This is a genomic window from Cohnella yongneupensis (assembly GCF_042655785.1).
Lineage (GTDB): Bacteria > Bacillota > Bacilli > Paenibacillales > Paenibacillaceae > Cohnella > Cohnella yongneupensis.
The window spans coordinates 37,411-54,305 of record NZ_JBHSNC010000025.1 but is presented as its reverse complement, the minus strand read 5'-3'; the positions used below and the strand labels follow the sequence as shown (position 1 = coordinate 54,305).

Annotated in this window: 16 protein-coding genes; all 16 read left to right on the top strand. The window is 53.9% G+C overall.

The window, feature by feature from the left end:
* Nucleotides 1-59 precede the first annotated feature (59 nt).
* The 16 genes from rpsF to yycI all read left to right on the top strand — a co-directional run bounded on the left by rpsF (nucleotide 60) and on the right by yycI (nucleotide 16,886).
* Complete coding sequence (gene rpsF, locus ACFPQ4_RS08950; protein ID WP_378111461.1) at nucleotides 60-347, top strand: 30S ribosomal protein S6; 288 nt, start codon at nucleotides 60-62, stop codon at nucleotides 345-347.
* Between the two features lie 63 nt (nucleotides 348-410).
* Nucleotides 411-920, top strand: coding sequence for a single-stranded DNA-binding protein (gene ssb / locus ACFPQ4_RS08945; RefSeq protein WP_378111460.1), 510 nt, complete (start codon nucleotides 411-413; stop codon nucleotides 918-920).
* Nucleotides 921-940: 20 nt separating this feature from the next.
* Entirely contained in the window at nucleotides 941-1,270 is a 330-nt protein-coding gene (gene rpsR / locus ACFPQ4_RS08940) for a 30S ribosomal protein S18 (RefSeq protein WP_378111459.1), read from the top strand.
* 169 nt (nucleotides 1,271-1,439) lie between these two features.
* Nucleotides 1,440-2,477, top strand: coding sequence for an LCP family protein (locus ACFPQ4_RS08935; protein WP_378111458.1), 1,038 nt, complete (start codon nucleotides 1,440-1,442; stop codon nucleotides 2,475-2,477).
* 42 nt (nucleotides 2,478-2,519) lie between these two features.
* Nucleotides 2,520-2,963 carry a CBS domain-containing protein gene (locus ACFPQ4_RS08930; RefSeq protein ID WP_378111457.1) on the top strand — a complete coding sequence of 148 codons (444 nt, stop codon included), beginning with the start codon at nucleotides 2,520-2,522 and terminating at the stop codon, nucleotides 2,961-2,963.
* A gap of 114 nt (nucleotides 2,964-3,077) precedes the next feature.
* The gene (locus ACFPQ4_RS08925) at nucleotides 3,078-4,061 is read left to right on the top strand and encodes a DUF2232 domain-containing protein (protein ID WP_378111456.1); all 984 of its coding nucleotides are present in this window, start codon (nucleotides 3,078-3,080) and stop codon (nucleotides 4,059-4,061) included.
* A 53-nt stretch (nucleotides 4,062-4,114) separates the two neighbouring features.
* The gene (locus ACFPQ4_RS08920; protein WP_378111455.1) at nucleotides 4,115-6,079 is read left to right on the top strand and encodes a DHH family phosphoesterase; all 1,965 of its coding nucleotides are present in this window, start codon (nucleotides 4,115-4,117) and stop codon (nucleotides 6,077-6,079) included.
* Nucleotides 6,076-6,522 carry a 50S ribosomal protein L9 gene (gene rplI / locus ACFPQ4_RS08915; protein ID WP_378111454.1) on the top strand — a complete coding sequence of 149 codons (447 nt, stop codon included), beginning with the start codon at nucleotides 6,076-6,078 and terminating at the stop codon, nucleotides 6,520-6,522. The genes ACFPQ4_RS08920 and rplI overlap by 4 nt, the downstream gene beginning before the upstream one ends.
* Nucleotides 6,523-6,525: 3 nt before the next feature.
* Nucleotides 6,526-7,899: a replicative DNA helicase gene (gene dnaB / locus ACFPQ4_RS08910; RefSeq protein ID WP_378111453.1), complete on the top strand. Its 1,374-nt coding sequence runs from the start codon at nucleotides 6,526-6,528 to the stop codon at nucleotides 7,897-7,899.
* A gap of 257 nt (nucleotides 7,900-8,156) precedes the next feature.
* The gene (locus ACFPQ4_RS08905) at nucleotides 8,157-9,449 is read left to right on the top strand and encodes an adenylosuccinate synthase (protein ID WP_378111452.1); all 1,293 of its coding nucleotides are present in this window, start codon (nucleotides 8,157-8,159) and stop codon (nucleotides 9,447-9,449) included.
* A gap of 155 nt (nucleotides 9,450-9,604) precedes the next feature.
* A complete protein-coding gene (locus tag ACFPQ4_RS08900; RefSeq protein ID WP_378111450.1) occupies nucleotides 9,605-10,300 on the top strand; it encodes a hypothetical protein in 696 nt (231 codons plus the stop codon).
* Between the two features lie 297 nt (nucleotides 10,301-10,597).
* Nucleotides 10,598-12,037, top strand: coding sequence for a peptidoglycan DD-metalloendopeptidase family protein (locus tag ACFPQ4_RS08895; RefSeq protein WP_378111449.1), 1,440 nt, complete (start codon nucleotides 10,598-10,600; stop codon nucleotides 12,035-12,037).
* A gap of 158 nt (nucleotides 12,038-12,195) precedes the next feature.
* A complete protein-coding gene (yycF, locus tag ACFPQ4_RS08890) occupies nucleotides 12,196-12,936 on the top strand; it encodes a response regulator YycF (protein WP_378111448.1) in 741 nt (246 codons plus the stop codon).
* Nucleotides 12,933-14,771 (top strand): cell wall metabolism sensor histidine kinase WalK, encoded by a 1,839-nt coding sequence (gene walK / locus ACFPQ4_RS08885; protein WP_378111447.1) that lies wholly within the window; start codon nucleotides 12,933-12,935, stop codon nucleotides 14,769-14,771. The genes yycF and walK overlap by 4 nt, the downstream gene beginning before the upstream one ends.
* Complete coding sequence (locus ACFPQ4_RS08880; RefSeq protein ID WP_378111446.1) at nucleotides 14,768-16,081, top strand: YycH family regulatory protein; 1,314 nt, start codon at nucleotides 14,768-14,770, stop codon at nucleotides 16,079-16,081. The genes walK and ACFPQ4_RS08880 overlap by 4 nt, the downstream gene beginning before the upstream one ends.
* A gap of 40 nt (nucleotides 16,082-16,121) precedes the next feature.
* Complete coding sequence (gene yycI, locus ACFPQ4_RS08875) at nucleotides 16,122-16,886, top strand: two-component system regulatory protein YycI (RefSeq protein WP_378111445.1); 765 nt, start codon at nucleotides 16,122-16,124, stop codon at nucleotides 16,884-16,886.
* Nucleotides 16,887-16,895 lie beyond the last annotated feature (9 nt).

The window sequence follows — 16,895 nt, the reverse complement described above, 5'->3', positions numbered from 1 at the left end:
CCGATCAAAGATCGGTATATAAAGCGGGGGGCCATAGACCTTAAGGAGGTGAACGGAAGATGCGCAATTACGAGTTGATGTACATCATCCGTCCGGACGTGGAACAAGAAACCGTTCAAGCTGTCGTGGAAAAATTCCAGGGCATCATCGTGAACGGCGGAGAGATCGTTAAGCACGACATCATGGGCAAACGTCGTCTTGCTTACGAAATCAACAAACACCGCGAAGGGACGTATGTGCTGGTTCATTTCACAGCGACGCCGGCAGTAGTAACGGAGCTGGAACGCGTTCTGAAAATCTCGGACGAAGTTATCAGACATATCGTCGTTAGAGAACAGACTGCGTAAACCGCACAACGAACTTGGCGGAATGACCGCCGCAAGCTTTAATGTCAGGGGAGGGACGACGAGATGTTGAATCGAGTCATTCTTATTGGACGCTTAACCAAAGATCCCGAACTGCGCTATACGCCTCAGGGCGTAGCTGTCGCACAATTCACGTTGGCTGTTGACCGTGGTTTCTCCAGTAACAAGGAGGAGCGCGAAGCGGACTTCATCCCGGTCGTGGTATGGCGGCAACTCGCCGAAACTTGCGCCAACTATCTTCGTAAAGGCCGTTTGGCTGCTGTCGAAGGACGCATTCAAGTGCGTAACTACGACAACAACGAAGGTCGCCGCGTCTATGTGACGGAAGTCATTGCCGATAATGTACGCTTCTTGGAGTCTGCTAACCGCGAGGGCGGCGGACAAGCAAGAGACGAATTTGCCGGCAGCGGAAGCGGTAACGGTAGCGGTGGTGGATATGGTGGCGGCAACGCTAACCGTAACTCTGGTGCCCGCAATAGCGGAAGCAACAATAACGATCCCTTCGCCGATGATGGGCGACCGATAGATATATCGGACGATGATTTGCCATTCTAACTGGAAAGGACGGATAACAAATGAGCGAACAAACAACACAACCACAAGCACGTGAAGAGCGCGGACCACGCGGACCACGCCCTGAAGGCGGAGATCGCGGTGGAGATCGCGAGCCTCGTAAATTCCGTCGCGGCGGACGCAACAAGCGTCGTAAAGTATGCTTCTTCACGGTTAATAAAATTAACCACGTCGACTACAAAGACCTGGACCTTCTTCGCAAATTTATCAGCGAGCGCGGCAAAATCTTGCCACGTCGCGTGACGGGTACGAAAGCGAAGTATCAGCGTATGCTGACGGTAGCGATCAAACGCTCCCGCCAAATGGCTTTGCTGCCATACACGACGGAATAGTCTTAACCCAAACAAAAGAACAGACGCTACCGGACTCCCGGTGGCGTTTTCTTTATTTTGTCACAAAGAGCCATGGGGAACTACGTAACTATTAATAACGTTCAATCGTATATTAGGGGTCTAAACATAGAGATAGAGACAGGAGAGAATACACGAGGAGAGAGGAACCATGCTAAAAGCAAAACAAAACAAACCCAAAAGAAGTCGGTTGAAGATTGCGCTGTTATGTACGTTCGGGCTGCTCGTCATAGCGACAGGACTTATATATTCCAATAGAGGAGCGCTTGCCGCGCTCGGTTACGATTGGTTTTTGGCTGACAAAGTAGAAGAGAGCTTCAAAGATTCGTATAAACCGCTCAATGACCGCCCGGAAGCCGAACCGATGAAAGTAGAAAATCCGTTCAGCATGCTGCTGCTCGGAGTCGATGCTCGCGCTAACGAACGCGGTCGCTCGGACACAATGATCTACACGGTCATTCGGCCGAAGGACGGCAAAGTGCTCATGATGTCGATCCCGCGAGATACGTACGCGGATATCGTAGGCAAAGACAAGAAAGACAAGATTACGCATGCTTACGCTTTCGGCGGGGCCGAGATGGCCGTGAATAGCGTCGAGGAGCTGCTGGACGCGAAAGTCGACCATTACGCGACAATCAACTTCCAAGGCTTCAAGCAAGTGGTCGATACGCTCGGAGGCATCTCGCTTCCGATTACAGAAGATATCGTGAACAAGGGCGCGGATCACGAGAAGTTCACCGTAAAAGCGAATCAACCAAGCTATAGCGGCGTCGAAGCGCTCAATTTCGTCCGTTACCGCGAAGACGCGGGCGGAGATATGTCCCGCACCGAGCGCAATCGCCAATTCCTTGAGGCGCTGATCCAGAAGGCATCTTCGATGAATCAATGGACGAAAATCCCCGAGGTGCTCGATATCGTTGGAGACAACTTCTCGACGGATCTTCATCCGGAGACGATGAGCGACTTGGCTAAGCAATTTTTGCAAACCGGACATTCTATCCGAAGCTATACGCTCAAAGGCGTAGGCAAACGGATGGGCGCGCAAAATTTATGGTATTACGTAGCTGACGAAGCGGATTTGACCGCCGTGAGGGCTACGATCGCCGCTTGGATGAATCCAAACACGCCGCTGGACCAATTGACTACGCCAGCAGATGCCAATGAGCAGAAGAGCGGTCCCGTGTTATAATAGAATCATCATACGAGGAATTTTTGTGTTGATGGAGGTATTATGAACATCGCTTTCTTTCTCCTGCCTAAGCAGGAAGTCATATGTCTGAACGAAGAAGCCACGTTAAGGCAGACGCTCGAACGAATGGAGCATCATCGTTATACCGCCGTGCCGATTCTGGGCGTGAATGGCGAGTATAAGGCTACCGTTACGGAAGGTGATCTGTTATGGCACTTGAAGAATAATCCGGACCTCTCCTTCGATCAGCTGCATCGGGCATCGCTAAAGGACGTGCCGCTTCGCGTGAACATCCGGGCGGTGCGCATCGACGCTAATATGGAGGACTTGATCTCGCTCGCAAAGACGCAGAACTTCGTGCCGGTCGTGGACGACATGAACCGGTTCATCGGCATCGTGCGCAGAAGCGACATAATCGATTATTGCGAGAAGCTGCTGATCCCTTCCGACGCGAATAAGGACGGCGAATGGAAGAGAGAAGCTTAAGCGGAACAAGGTTAAGGAGCGCTTCCCGTTGAAGGGGGGCGTTCTTTTTGCATGTCTTGTGCGCATTTCGCAACCATGTAAGTCTAATGCCAGTCCCCATCGCGATGTGTTATAATGAAGTTTGCAAGTTTTCTGGAAAACGCTACTTACGGTCTAACGTCCGAACATAAATCGCAAGAGGTGAAAGGGTTGAAAGTAAGCGCGAAGTCGCTCACCTGGAGTGTAGCGGCATTACTTTTATTGCTGTCGATACTGACGCCGCTTAACGTGGTGTCTTCATTTTTACTGATGACGCCTTTCGTCGTGCTCTACACGATGCTTAAACCGGGCGCATTCGCGGCCCATGTCGTACCCGTTGCGATCCTCGCCTTCCTGTTAGCGGGGGCATATGGACCAGTTGTCGTTACGCTCGGCTTGTTCTTCCTTATTCCGTCGATCGTGATGGGACATCTGTATAAGAAAGGGACAGCCGCGCGCAAGGTCGTGCTGACCGGATTCGTTGTCATCCTCGCGGAGTTGCTCGTCGAGCTTGCGATATTCTCGGCGCAGTTCAATTTCTCCGACGAGATCACAAGCCTTCTAACGGACAGCTTGAAGCAGTTCGAGACGAACGGCATGTTCTCCGCAGGGTGGGCGGCTAAGACGGCGGCATCGTTCACGGATGCCATAGTAACGGCGCTACCGATGTTGCTGCTGTTATCCGCGTTTCTTTTCACGATCATAACGCACGGGTTGTCCCGCAGAGCCCTTCGAACGGTAGGCGTGCAAGCGCCGGCGCTTCCGCAAGCGAAAACATGGATGATGCCTCGCAGTCTTGTTCTGTATTACCTAATCGCGACGATCGCCAGTTTCCTCTTAACCGAGGATAGCGGCGACTATTGGGAAATCGCGATTACGAACCTAGTGCCGATTTTGCAATTCCTGTTCCTTATTCAGGCGATCGGCTTCGTCTTCTTCTTGGCCGACCATAAGCGTTGGCCGAAATTCGCGCCATTCTTGTTATGCGTACCTTTGCTGCTGTTTCCCCAGCCGCTCTTCTTGGTGGGGTTATTGGACGTAGCGTTCTCGCTGCGACGGTTATTCGTTAAAGAGAAGTAGGCGAACGAGCGTCGTCATTCATTCGGAATTCTAATACGGGGGCGAGAATGGTTATGCCCAAGTTTCTAGTGCAGCGATGGCACGGCATGCATATCGTATGGGCGCTGGTGCTTATTTTCATCCTGACCGTCGTACTGACATGGTACGAATGGACGTTAGGATTGCTCGGTTTAGTGTTGGGCGGCGTCGTGGGCGCATACGGGGTTATGGCGGAGCGTGCGTTCCGCAGGGACCTGAACGATTACGTCTTGACGCTGTCTCATCGAATAAAGAGCGTAGGCAACGAAGTTATCGGCCAGCTTCCTTTCGGCATTATCGTCTTCAATGAAGACAAAGAAATTCAATGGCATAATGCCTTTACGGCTACGGTGGTCGGTAAAAGCTCGATCGTCGGCGAACCGCTGACGGCTTATTTCCCTATCCTTGGGCAACAGGTTAAGGATAAGGAAGCAACGCTCGAAGCAACGATCTCAGGCAAAGTCTATGAGCTATTGGTCAGACCTCACGAGCGATTCATGTATATTCGCGACATAACCGAACGCACGACGATCAAGAAGAAATACGAAGAAGAGAAGCTGGCGCTAGGGATCGTCATGATGGACAACCTCGAGGAAGTAGCCCAAGGGATGGACGAGCAGCAGCGTGCGCTTATGCTATCCAAGGTTACGGGCGAAATTAACGAGTGGGCGCTCAAATACGGACTATTCCTGCGCAGGCTGTCATCCGACCGTTATATGGTCATTACGAACTTAGCCTCGCTTAAGCAATTGGAGCAATCGCGCTTTGATTTGCTCGACGAGGTACGGGAGATCACGATCGATCAGAAGCTTCCGATGACGCTAAGCGTTGGTTTCGCGGCGGGATCGGACAACGTTATCGAATTGGGACATCTCGTGCAAGGCAGCTTGGATATCGCGCTCGGACGCGGCGGCGACCAGGCCGTCGTCAAGGTCGGCCAGCGGCAAAGCTTCTACGGGGGCAAAAGCAACGCGGTCGAGAAACGCACCCGCGTAAGGGCGCGCGTAATCTCCCATGCGTTGCGCGATCTCATTAAAGAGAGCGACAACATCGTTATTATGGGGCATAAAATGCCCGACATGGACGCGATAGGCGCGGCGATCGGGGTAGTGAAGGCGGCGCAGTTATACGGCAAAGAAGCATTCATCGTTCTCGAAGGCGTGAACCCGGCGATTCAGAAAATGATGGAGATGCTGAAAGAAGACGAACGGCTGATGAAGCGGTTCATTACGCCGGAGCATGCGCTGGCGATGACGCATAAGCGCACGCTGGCGGTCGTCGTAGACACGCACCGCGCGACGATGGTCGCTGAGCCGAGAATACTGCAAGCTACCGAGCGGATCGTCATCGTCGACCACCATCGCCGCAGCGAGGAGTTCATCGACGACGCCGTGCTTGTGTATATGGAGCCGTACGCGTCCTCTACCTGCGAGCTCGTAACGGAGTTGCTTCAATATATCCATGATCGCGTCTCGCTCGACGTCAGGGAAGCTACGGCGCTCTTGGCGGGTATTACCGTCGATACGAAGAGCTTCGCGCTCCGCACCGGCTCCCGCACGTTCGAAGCGGCATCGTTCCTACGACGCAACGGCGCTGATTCCGTTCTTATTCAACGGATGCTGAAAGAGGACTTGGAAGAGTTTATTCGCAAGGCGGAGATTATTCGCCATGCCGAGACGTATAAGGAGTGTATCGCGATCGCGGTCGCCGATACCGGCAAAGCCGTTCCGCAGCTGCTCATCGCTCAAGCGGCGGATACGCTGCTCAATATGACGGGCATGAAAGCATCGTTCGTCGTCGGATTAAGACCGGACGGGCAGGTGGGCATAAGCGCCCGGTCGCTTGGACAGATCAACGTGCAAATCGTGATGGAGCATCTAGGCGGCGGCGGACATTTCACGAACGCGGCCGCGCAGGTGCAAGGCACGGTAGCCGAAGTGGCGGGCAAGCTTAAGAAAGTATTGAAAGAACTCGAAGGAAAAGAGGAGTTGTTCATATGAAAGTCATTTTCTTGAAAGACGTTAAAGGCCAAGGCAAAAAAGGCGAAGTCAAAGAAGTATCCGAAGGCTACGCTCGCAATTTCTTAATCCCTCAGGGCGCGGTTCAGATCGCTACCGACGGCGCTAAGAAGACGCTCGACCAGATGGCGGCTTCCGTGCAGAAGAAGAAGGACAAAGAGAAGGAAGACGCGAAGGCGCTAGCTGCGCGCATGTCCGAAATGACGGTCGTTATCAAGGCGAAAGCCGGCGAAGGCGGACGGTTGTTCGGCGCGATTACGAGCAAGCAAATTGCCGAAACGTTGGAATCGGTAAACAAAATTTCGATCGATAAGCGGAAAATCGAGCTGGAAGATCCGATCCGTACGCTCGGTTCGACGAAAGTAACGGTTAAACTATATCCGGACGTCAAAGGCACGCTAACCGTGCAAGTCGTGGAGGAATAAGAGATGAACGGCAGCGGCGATCCGATGTTCGAATCCCGCGTGCCGCCGCAAAACCTAGAGGCGGAGCAAGCGGTCCTGGGCGCTATTCTGCTCGAGTCCGAGGCGCTTATCACTTCAATGGAGCGGTTGCAAGCGGAAGACTTCTACAGCGTCTCTCACCAACGGATATTCGAAGTCATGGTCGCGCTCGGCGAAGACGGCGAGCCGATCGATCTTGTAACGTTAACCGCCAGATTGCAGGATCTCGGTCAATTGGACGAAGTCGGCGGCGTTAGTTACTTAGCAAAACTCGCCGGTGCGGTTCCAACCGCGGCGAATGTGGAATACTATGCGCAGATCGTAGAGGAAAAGTCGATGCTCCGTCGGCTTATTCGAACGGCAACGCAGATCGTATCAAGCGGCTACGCGACGGAAGACGACGTAGGCGTGCTTCTCGGCGATGCCGAGCGCCGCATTATGGAGCTATCGCAAAACCGCTCCTCGTCCGGGTTCATCAGCATTCGCGACGTGCTTATGGAAGTATTCGAGCGCGTCGAGTTTCTATACAACCATAAGGGCGGCACGACGGGCATTCCGTCGGGCTTTACCGATCTCGACAAAATGACGGCAGGATTCCAGCGGAACGACCTGATCATCCTCGCGGCACGTCCATCCGTAGGCAAGACGGCGTTCGCGCTTAACGTTGCACAGAACGTCGCCGTGCGCGCAGGCGAATCGGTCGCGATCTTCAGTCTCGAGATGTCGGCCGCCCAGCTCGTTCAGCGTATGGTCTGCGCGGAATCGAACGTGGACGCGCAAAGAATGCGTACTGGCGAGTTGAAGGGCGATGACTGGGAGAAGCTATCGATGGCGATCGGTTCGTTGTCCGAAGCTCAAATTTATATCGACGATACGCCGGGCATCACGGTCGCAGATATTCGCGCCAAGTGCCGCCGTCTTAAGAAGGAGAAGGGCCTCGGCATGATTCTCATCGACTACTTGCAGCTCATATCAGGGCGAGGTAAAGCCGGCGAGAACCGTCAGCAGGAAGTATCGGAAATTTCCCGTACGCTGAAAATGATCGCCCGTGAGTTAGAAGTGCCGGTTATCGCACTGTCGCAGCTTTCCCGTGGCGTAGAACAACGTCAAGACAAGCGTCCGATGATGTCCGACCTTCGGGAATCCGGCTCGATCGAGCAAGATGCCGATATTGTCGCCTTCCTCTATCGGGACGATTATTATGATAAGGAATCAGAGAAAAAGAACATCATCGAGATCATTATCGCCAAACAGCGTAATGGCCCGGTCGGCACGGTTGAGCTCGTCTTCCTGAAGCAATTCAACAAATTCGTCAACCTCAATCATTCACACCCGGAAGCGTTCGTCGGAAGTGCATAATTCGGATTTGGCTGCCCAAATTCCGAACATTAATATTAAGAGCATGTAAATTGTTCGTTATTCCGTTGACTTCCGAGAGGTCAGTTGCTACACTAATAAAGCTGGATACGAACGTAGACATCGTCAGAAGACGGACGCTTACATCCGTTTATGATCAAATGTTCGTGTTCCGCGACGGGCTGCCTGATCGCGTCCTGCGAACTCGGGCGGTATCATCATGCCGGTGTGAACATCACACCCCGGGTGGAGGGATTGCATTGTCAACAGTCGTTGTCGTGGGTACGCAATGGGGAGACGAAGGCAAAGGGAAAATCACGGATTTTCTAGCGGAGAAGGCCGACGTCGTCGCCCGTTACCAAGGCGGTAATAATGCCGGTCACACGATCCTCATTCAGAACAAAAAGTACAAATTGACGATGATTCCTTCCGGAATATTCAATGAGAATAAGATATGCGTCATCGGGAACGGGATGGTCATCAATCCCGGCGCGCTAGTGGAAGAAATTCAATATATTCACGACAACGGTTTTTCCACGGAAAACCTCAAAATCAGCGATCGCGCGCACGTTATCATGCCTTATCACCTCGTGCTGGATGCGCTTGAAGAGGACCGCAAAGCAGACAACAAAATCGGCACGACCCGCAAAGGGATCGGCCCTTGTTATATGGACAAAGCCGCGCGCAACGGTATCCGGATCGCGGATCTGATGGTAGCCGACGCGTTCGCGGACAAAGCCCGCGCGATCATCGCCGACAAAAACCAAGTGATCACGCAAATGTATGGCGGAGAAGCGCTTGACGCGGAAACCATTATTTCCGAATACTTGGCGCTGGCCGAGAAGCTTCGCAAGTACGTAACGGATACGTCCGTCGTACTGAACGACGCGATCGACGAAGGCAAGAAAATATTGTTCGAAGGCGCGCAAGGCGTTATGCTCGATATCGACCAAGGCACTTATCCGTACGTAACGAGCTCGAATCCATCCGCAGGCGGCGTGTGCATCGGCTCCGGCGTAGGTCCATCGAAGATCCGCGAAGTTATCGGCGTAGCTAAAGCCTATACGACCCGCGTCGGCGACGGTCCGTTCCCGACCGAGCTCAACAACGAGCTTGGCCAATGGATTCGCGACAAAGGCCACGAATACGGCACCGTTACGGGACGCCCTCGCCGCGTCGGCTGGTTCGACACCGTCGTCGTGCGCCATGCGCGCCGCGTCAGCGGAATCACGGGTTTATCCCTTAACTCGCTGGACGTATTGACCGGTCTTGAGACGGTTAAGATTTGCACGGCGTACAAATTGCATGGCCAGATGGTAACGACTTACCCGGCCAATCTCAAGCTGCTCGACGAGTGCGAAGCGGTATACGAAGAGATGCCAGGCTGGAGCGAAGACATCTCGAACGCGAAGACGCTGGACGACTTGCCGGAGAACACGCGCAATTTCGTTAGCCGCGTGTCCGAGCTGACGGGCATTCCGATCGCGATCTTCTCCGTCGGACGCAACCGCGAGCAGACGAACCAAGTCATTCCGATCTACGGCGAACAATAGATTATATAGGAAGAGCCCTTCGGTGAACGATAGCCGAAGGGCTTTTTTCATGCGATCGTAAGGGAATCTACGGCTATTTTTTGAATGGGAGAATGAAGATCGGGAGGTTTGCCCATACTGAAATCTATGAAAACAGCATGGCAGGAGGGCATATCATGTTCAAATGGGTAAGCTGGGCTCTTCGGATCTTGGCGACAGCGTTGTTGCTCAGCTTCTTGTGCATATGGACGACCGGTTATATCGTCAATAGTTACATGGAATCGGTCATTAAGCAGCTAGATTTGCCGATAGATACGCAACCGTTCGCGCTCTCGGGCGTATGGGGAACGTTATGGGGCGTAGACAAGTCCCCACATCAAGCAGCAAGCGAGGACGAGCAATCCTCTACAACGAACGGCGATAGCAACCATGCTGATGAAGCGGGACAACAGCCCGACACGACTCCCGGGGCGACGAATGCAGCGGATGACCCGGCGAGCGCAAGCCCGAGCGAAACGACGGCCGTAACCGACGGCCAAGAGTCGCCTTCGCCTACGGCCTCCGAGGAAGCAGGAGTAGATGGAGTTGCGCCGGGCGATGCGGTACCCGTTATGAATGGGCAGACGGATCAGGCCGATCAGCATACGCTGACCGATGCGGAACGGCAGGCGCTCTACGCAACGGTAGTGGGAAAGCTAGATCCCTCGCAACTACAGCTATTATCGGATGCGCTTGAAGGAAGTTTAACGACGGATAAGCTGAATCAATTGAAAGCGATGCTCGAAACGGCTTTAACCGATAGCGAGTACGCACAAATGATGGAAGTGCTGCAAGGTACGCCGGAAAGCGATCTCACTTCGGCGTCCGAATAAGTAAAGCGTTTACAATATAAGCCGCCGGAGCTAAAAAACCGGCGGCTATTTCCATTTTTCATAATTCTAATGCGGTGATTTTATTGATAGATTTGTCGTACATATGCTAAAGTAAGAGACATACTATTTCCAAAGTACGGGAAAAGAATACCGAATGTAAGCGAAAAGGAGAAGATCATGGCCGTTTTCAGGGGAACAGATCGGATCCGGAGCGCGAAAGCTGCCATGCAGCGAACCTTCCGGCGTGTTCGATCTCTGCACTTGAAAGACCTGACGAAAGTCAGAAGTTGGTTCAGCGTGAAATCGACTATTCGATTCGTGAACCAATATCGCGTACCGATGATCGCAACCGTATTAGGGATCATCGCGGTGGCATCCGTTGCCTTCGGAGCGCATAAATATGTAGAAGCAAATACCGTAACTTACTATAACGTAATGCTTGATGGCGTATCGGTCGGAGAAATCAGCGATCAGCACAAGGTTGAACAACTTATCGCGGATAAGGCAGCCCAGCTGAAGAAGGCGGATACACCGGTACTGGCCGAGCTCGATAAGCAAGTCGTCACCTACAGCGATGAAAGGGCTTACAAGAAATCACCCGACGACGCGGCAACGCTAGATCGTCTCTCAAGCATGCTTACGACCCATTCCGTGGGCGTAACCGTTAAAGTTGACGGCAAAGTCGTCGGCGTCGTTCGCGACCAGAAGACGGCGGATGCGCTGTTGCAACGCGTCAAGGACAAATACGTCACCGTCAATACGAAGAAGGGCGCGGAAGTGCAGACGCTCTCTCTCTCCGCGGATGACAAGGACAATAACGTGGATAAGGAAGTACAACGCACCGTTACTTCCGTCACCTTCGTCGAGAAAGTCGCGACGCAGATGGGCGAGATCGACGGGGCTAAGCTATCCGATCCGAACGAGTTGTTCAAGGTGCTGACGAAAGGCGAACCGGTTCCTCGCACATACACCGTTAAAGAAGGTGATTGCGTAGGCTGTATCGCTTCCAAGTTCAATATCTCGGGCGAGTTCATCTACAAGAATAACCCATGGATCAAGAACGATATGATCAAAGTCGGCGACGTAATCGATCTTTCGACAGAGAAGCCGCCGATCCTGAACGTTAACTCTACGGAGCAAGTCGTTCAGATCGAAACGATCGACCCGCCGATCGAATACAAGAAGAGCGACGACATGAAGGTCGGTCAATCGAAGGTTATCAGCCAAGGCAAAGAGGGCCAGCAGCAAGTAATCTATCGGATTTTGAACCGCAACGGCGAAGAGATTGAAGAGGAGATCGTCGATCGCAAAGTCATTAAGGCGGCGATCCCGACGATTATTATTAAGGGTACGAAGGTAATCCGCGGCGAAGGTACAGGCAAGTTCATCTGGCCGGTGTCCGGACATCGGATTACGAGTTACCTCGGTCAGCGCTGGGGCCGGATGCATGCCGGTATCGACATGGTCGGCAACAGCAACATTAAGGCAGCCGACGATGGCGTCATTATTTTCGCAGGATATAAGGGCGAGCTCGGCAACTGCATTATCATCGACCATCGGAACGGGTTCCAGACCGTCTATGGCCATATGAAGAAGCTGAAGGCGAAGAAAGGCCAAATCGTCGAAAAGGGCGAATCCATCGGCGTCATGGGCAGTACGGGACATTCCACCGGCACTCATCTTCATTTTGAAGTTCATCGGAACGGCAAGCTCAAGAACCCGTTGAGCTATCTATAAGACAACAGACGAGGAAGGCCCCCGACACGTTCGAAGAGAACGCGGGGGCCTTCTTTTATTTCCATAACCTGTCCACAGAACTTCGTTGGGCTAATGCGCGCGTTATGTTAGAATAAACATAGATAAACAGCTTCCGAGAAGCGGGAGGCGGTAACGATATGCCGGGCAAAATTTTAGTCGTGGACGACGAGCGTCCGATTGCGGATATTCTGAAATTCAATCTTGAAAAAGAAGGTTACGAGGTTATTTGCGCTTTCGACGGGGAAGCGGCGGTACGCCTTGCTTTCGAAGAGGATCCGGACCTTATTCTGCTCGATCTGATGCTTCCGATCAAGGACGGCATGGACGTGTGCAGGGAAGTTCGGACGCGTCTATCGACGCCGATCATCATGCTTACGGCAAAAGATAACGAGATTGATAAAGTGCTTGGCCTCGAGCTAGGGGCGGACGACTACGTGACGAAGCCGTTCGGTACGCGCGAGCTGCTCGCCAGGGTAAAGGCGCATTTGCGTCGCCAACGCAAGCTGGATACGCCGCGCGCGGACGAAGAAGCGCAACCGGAAGCCGAGCGCCAAGGATTAAGGCTATTCAATCTGTTCATCGATACGGATATGTACGTCGTCTACAAGAACAATCAACCGCTCGATCTGACGCACCGGGAATTCGAACTCATCCATTACCTCGCCCGCAATAGCGGAAAAGTAATGACGCGCGAGCATCTGCTGCAGGCGGTGTGGGGGTTCGAATATTTCGGCGACGTGCGCACGGTGGACGTAACGATACGGCGGCTTAGGGAGAAGCTCGAAGACGATCCGAGCCGTCCGGAAATTATTATGACGAGGCGCGGCCTCGGCTATTTGGTCCGTAATCCGAAAATGACGGGCGGTCTGTACGGATGAGCTTGTTCCGCATGTTTCGCAGCATCCAATTCAAGCTCATCTTGATGGTGCTGCTCCTCATCTTAATTGCGGTTCAACTCATCGGCGTGTACTTCATCAGCACGATGAAAAACTCGCTGATCGATTCGTTTACGGGCAACTTGAATCAGAACGCGACGCTGCTGACGACGTACTTGTCGGACTCGAACTTATCGACGACGGCGACGACGAAAGAAGGAACGGGAGAAGCGGGCACGAACGAGATGCTTAGCTCGCTCGTCGCCAACTTCTTCACGATCAGCGGCGCAACGGTTCAAATTCTCGATAGCAGCGGCAAAGTATTGGCCACGTCCAAGCCGTCGCAGCAATCGTTCGTCGGGCGGAAGAATACGTCGCTCCTCGTTAGCCGCGCGCTACAAGGCGTCCGGGATAACGAAGAGGAGATTATCGACGAGGATAATACGCGAAGCAAAGTGATCGCCAAACCGGTCATAAGCAACAACAAGATCGTCGGCGCCGTATACATCGTCGCGTCCATGAAGGACGTCTATCAGACGATGGAAGGCATTAACCGGATTTTCGTGTCGGCGACGCTCATCGCGCTCGGGCTGACCGCGGTGCTCGGCGTATTGCTGGCGGGCACGATTACGTCCCCGATCAAGGCGCTTACGAGACAGGCGACCGCCGTGGCGGAAGGGCGGTTCGACGAGCGGGTACCGGTATTCGGCAAAGATGAAATCGGCCAACTCAGCATGGCGTTCAACGACATGACCGATCGGCTCAGCGACGCGCTGACCATTAACGAAGAAGAGAAAGAGAAGCTGGCTTCTATTCTGTCCAACATGAGCGACGGCGTACTCGCGACGGACGAGCTAGGCATCGTCATCGTGACGAACCGTCGCGCCAGAGGCATGCTGGAAATTCCGGAAGTGAAGGAAGGCACTACTCTGTCTTCGGCGCTTGGGATCGAGAAGATGCCGATCGCGGAGACGCTGGAAGGCAAAGAATCGGCGCTCTTGCTACGGAGGGATTCCGAAGCGGAGGACGACCTCGTGTTCCGCGTGACATTAACGCCCATTCGCCGGAGAGATAAAGGCGTCGCGGGCGTTATCGCCGTGCTTCAGGACGTTACGGAGATGGAGAAGCTGGAGCAATCGCGGCGCGAGTTCGTAGCGAACGTGTCCCATGAGCTGCGCACGCCGCTAACGACGATCAAGAGCTACGCGGAAGCGCTCGATGACGGCGCGCTCGAAGAGCCGCCGCTCGCGAATCGGTTCGTCGGCGTTATCCGCAACGAGACGGAGCGGATGATTCGGCTTGTCACCGACTTGCTGCACCTGTCCAGATTCGACTCTCGCCGCAATCAATTGCGGCGCCAGAAGACGGATCTGTCGGAGATGCTGGAGGAAGTCGTCGACCGGTTCTCGTTCCAGCTGCGCCAGAAGGCGATTACGGCTACGGTGAAAGTCGACAGCAAGACGAAGACGGCATGGCTCGATCGGGATGGGATCGACCAAGTGCTCGACAATCTCGTGTCGAACGCGATCAAATATACGCTCGACGGCGGAACGATCGACATATCTAGCAAGATGAACGATACGGGGATGCTGGCGATCGCGATCAAAGATACCGGCATCGGCATTCCGAAGAAGGATTTGGCGCGCATATTCGAGCGGTTCTACCGCGTAGACAAGGCGCGTTCGCGTAATATGGGCGGCACGGGTCTAGGCTTATCGATTGCCCGGGAAATCGTAAGAGCGCATAGCGGCTCCATCGCCATCGAATCCGAAGCGAACGTCGGCACCGTCGTAACGGTGCTGCTGCCAATCGTGCCGGAAGGAAGTGAACCGTCATGATGGAGAAAGGTAAATCGCTGCTGCTTGCGCTGCTCGTCATACTGAGTCTCGTACAGAGCTACTTGCTGGCTTATAGTACGCCGTACTTGGATGCGAAGGTTAAGACGGATCTGAATTACGTCAAGGCCGAGCCGTTAGGCACGGAAGAACAGGTGGAGAACCTGATTTTCCCGGAACAGATGGTCTTGCACATGGGCGGAGATAAGCATACCGTATTTTTCCCCGGAACGAGGCCTTTTTACGACCTCATTCTGAGGAAGCTGCGAGACCGCGCGTTCAAGAGCATTCAGCTCGATTCTGACAATACGATCGATTGGGACCAAGTGCGGCGCGAGGACAAAGGGGTAGAGCTCCGCTTCTCCCGTGCGATTCCGTTCGAGTTGCTGCAACGGGTGTTCAGAATCGACGGGGACTTCTTGTTCTCGGGCGATTCGATCGATAAGATTTGGATCTATGCGAGCAAGGGTCGCGACGAAGTGCGAACGTTCTTCTTCAGCACGGACGGACGGAGCGTCTACGAAGCCCAGCGCGCCGACTTGACGGTCGGCGACGTGGAAGGCTACGTCGGCTTCGGCCAATACTGGGATTCGTATTCGTCGACCGACGGACAGCTTTACGTGCCGGACGCGCCGGTCTCTCGCGTGCTGGCGATGCAGGTCGCCTTCAGTCGCTATTCGACGGAACAAATCCTGGAGAACTTGTTCACCGATCCCGGGACGACACGCACGATTCAAGACAGCTTATCCGGTCCACAGTACTATACGGACACGAAGCGGGGACTCAAGGTCGAGTCGGACAGCGGTTGGATGACCTTTACCGACCCGGTCGCGCCGACGACGAACAACGAGAACGACTATATCGACAACGTTCTCTCGGCGATCAGCTTCATTAACCAGCACGGCGGCTGGAACGGAATGCACGCGCTGACGCAAGAAGTCGAATCGGACAACAATACGGTGCGATTCCAGCAGTATTATAACGAGGTTCCGATCATATCCGGCTCAAAGCTGAACCTTGGCTACATGCAGTTGGTCATGCAGCAAGGCGTCGTATCGTCCTATGACCGCTCCTTGCTCGTACTCGGCGAGGAAGTCACCAACAAAGCCGCGAGGCAATTGCCGGGCGGAGACGCGCTACGCACGCTTATTGGTCAAACGAAGGCGACGGGCAAGAGGATCGAGTCGTTGTTCCCGGCGTATCGTCCGATGCTCAAAGACAATAAGCTGACGTTGTTGCCCGTATGGGCCATTCGGTTCGAGAACGGCGAGGTCGCGGTATTAACCGAATCCGTGGCGGCGCCGATCAAATAGCGTTATACCGCGTACCGACGCGAAGAGAGGAGGGGAAGGCATGGATTGGAGACGGGCGAAGAGCGTGCTTATCTTCTCGTTCTTGATGCTTAATATTTTGCTAGGCTATCAGCTATGGACGGAATGGCGAGAGAGGCTCAATACGACGGTCGACTGGACGTCCTTGCCCCCCGAGACGCAAGAGATCATGCGCGAGAAAAACATTAAGTTCATGGTCGAAGCGAAAATCCCGACGGAGACACCGGTTATGCGAAGCGAATTGACGTACTCGTTCAGGCAACGGGTCGGCTCGGATCCGAGCGATCGGATCGCGATTCCGAATCCGCCGGAAACCCGCGTCGTGTTCAACGAGCAGGAGCTGACGACGGCGCTAGGCAGCGTCATACCGGAGCTTGGCGTGTACCGCTTCGACGATCTGAGCAGCCGGCAAGGCGTCTTCGTGTTCAACCGGCTTGTCGGCGGCTACCCGATGTTCAAAATCCATCTGGAGCTCTTCTATAGCGATCAGCGGATACTCGCCTACGGGCAAGATTTGATCGACATTAAGCCAAGCGAAGGCGCAAGAGAGCAACAGGTGCTGCCCGCCTCGAAGGCGATCGCGAACCTTATCGAGCGTAACTTGCAGGCGGGATCGACGATTAAGGAAATCCGACTGGGCTATTACGGAGAAATATTCCCGGGGGCGGAGAGACAGGTGTCCGCGCCGTCGTGGCGAGTACTGCTGGAGAACGGCGAAGTGTATTACGTGAATGCTATCAATGCTGAAGTCGCAACAGAGAAAGCGGACGCGCCTGTCACGCAATAGGCAAGCGCC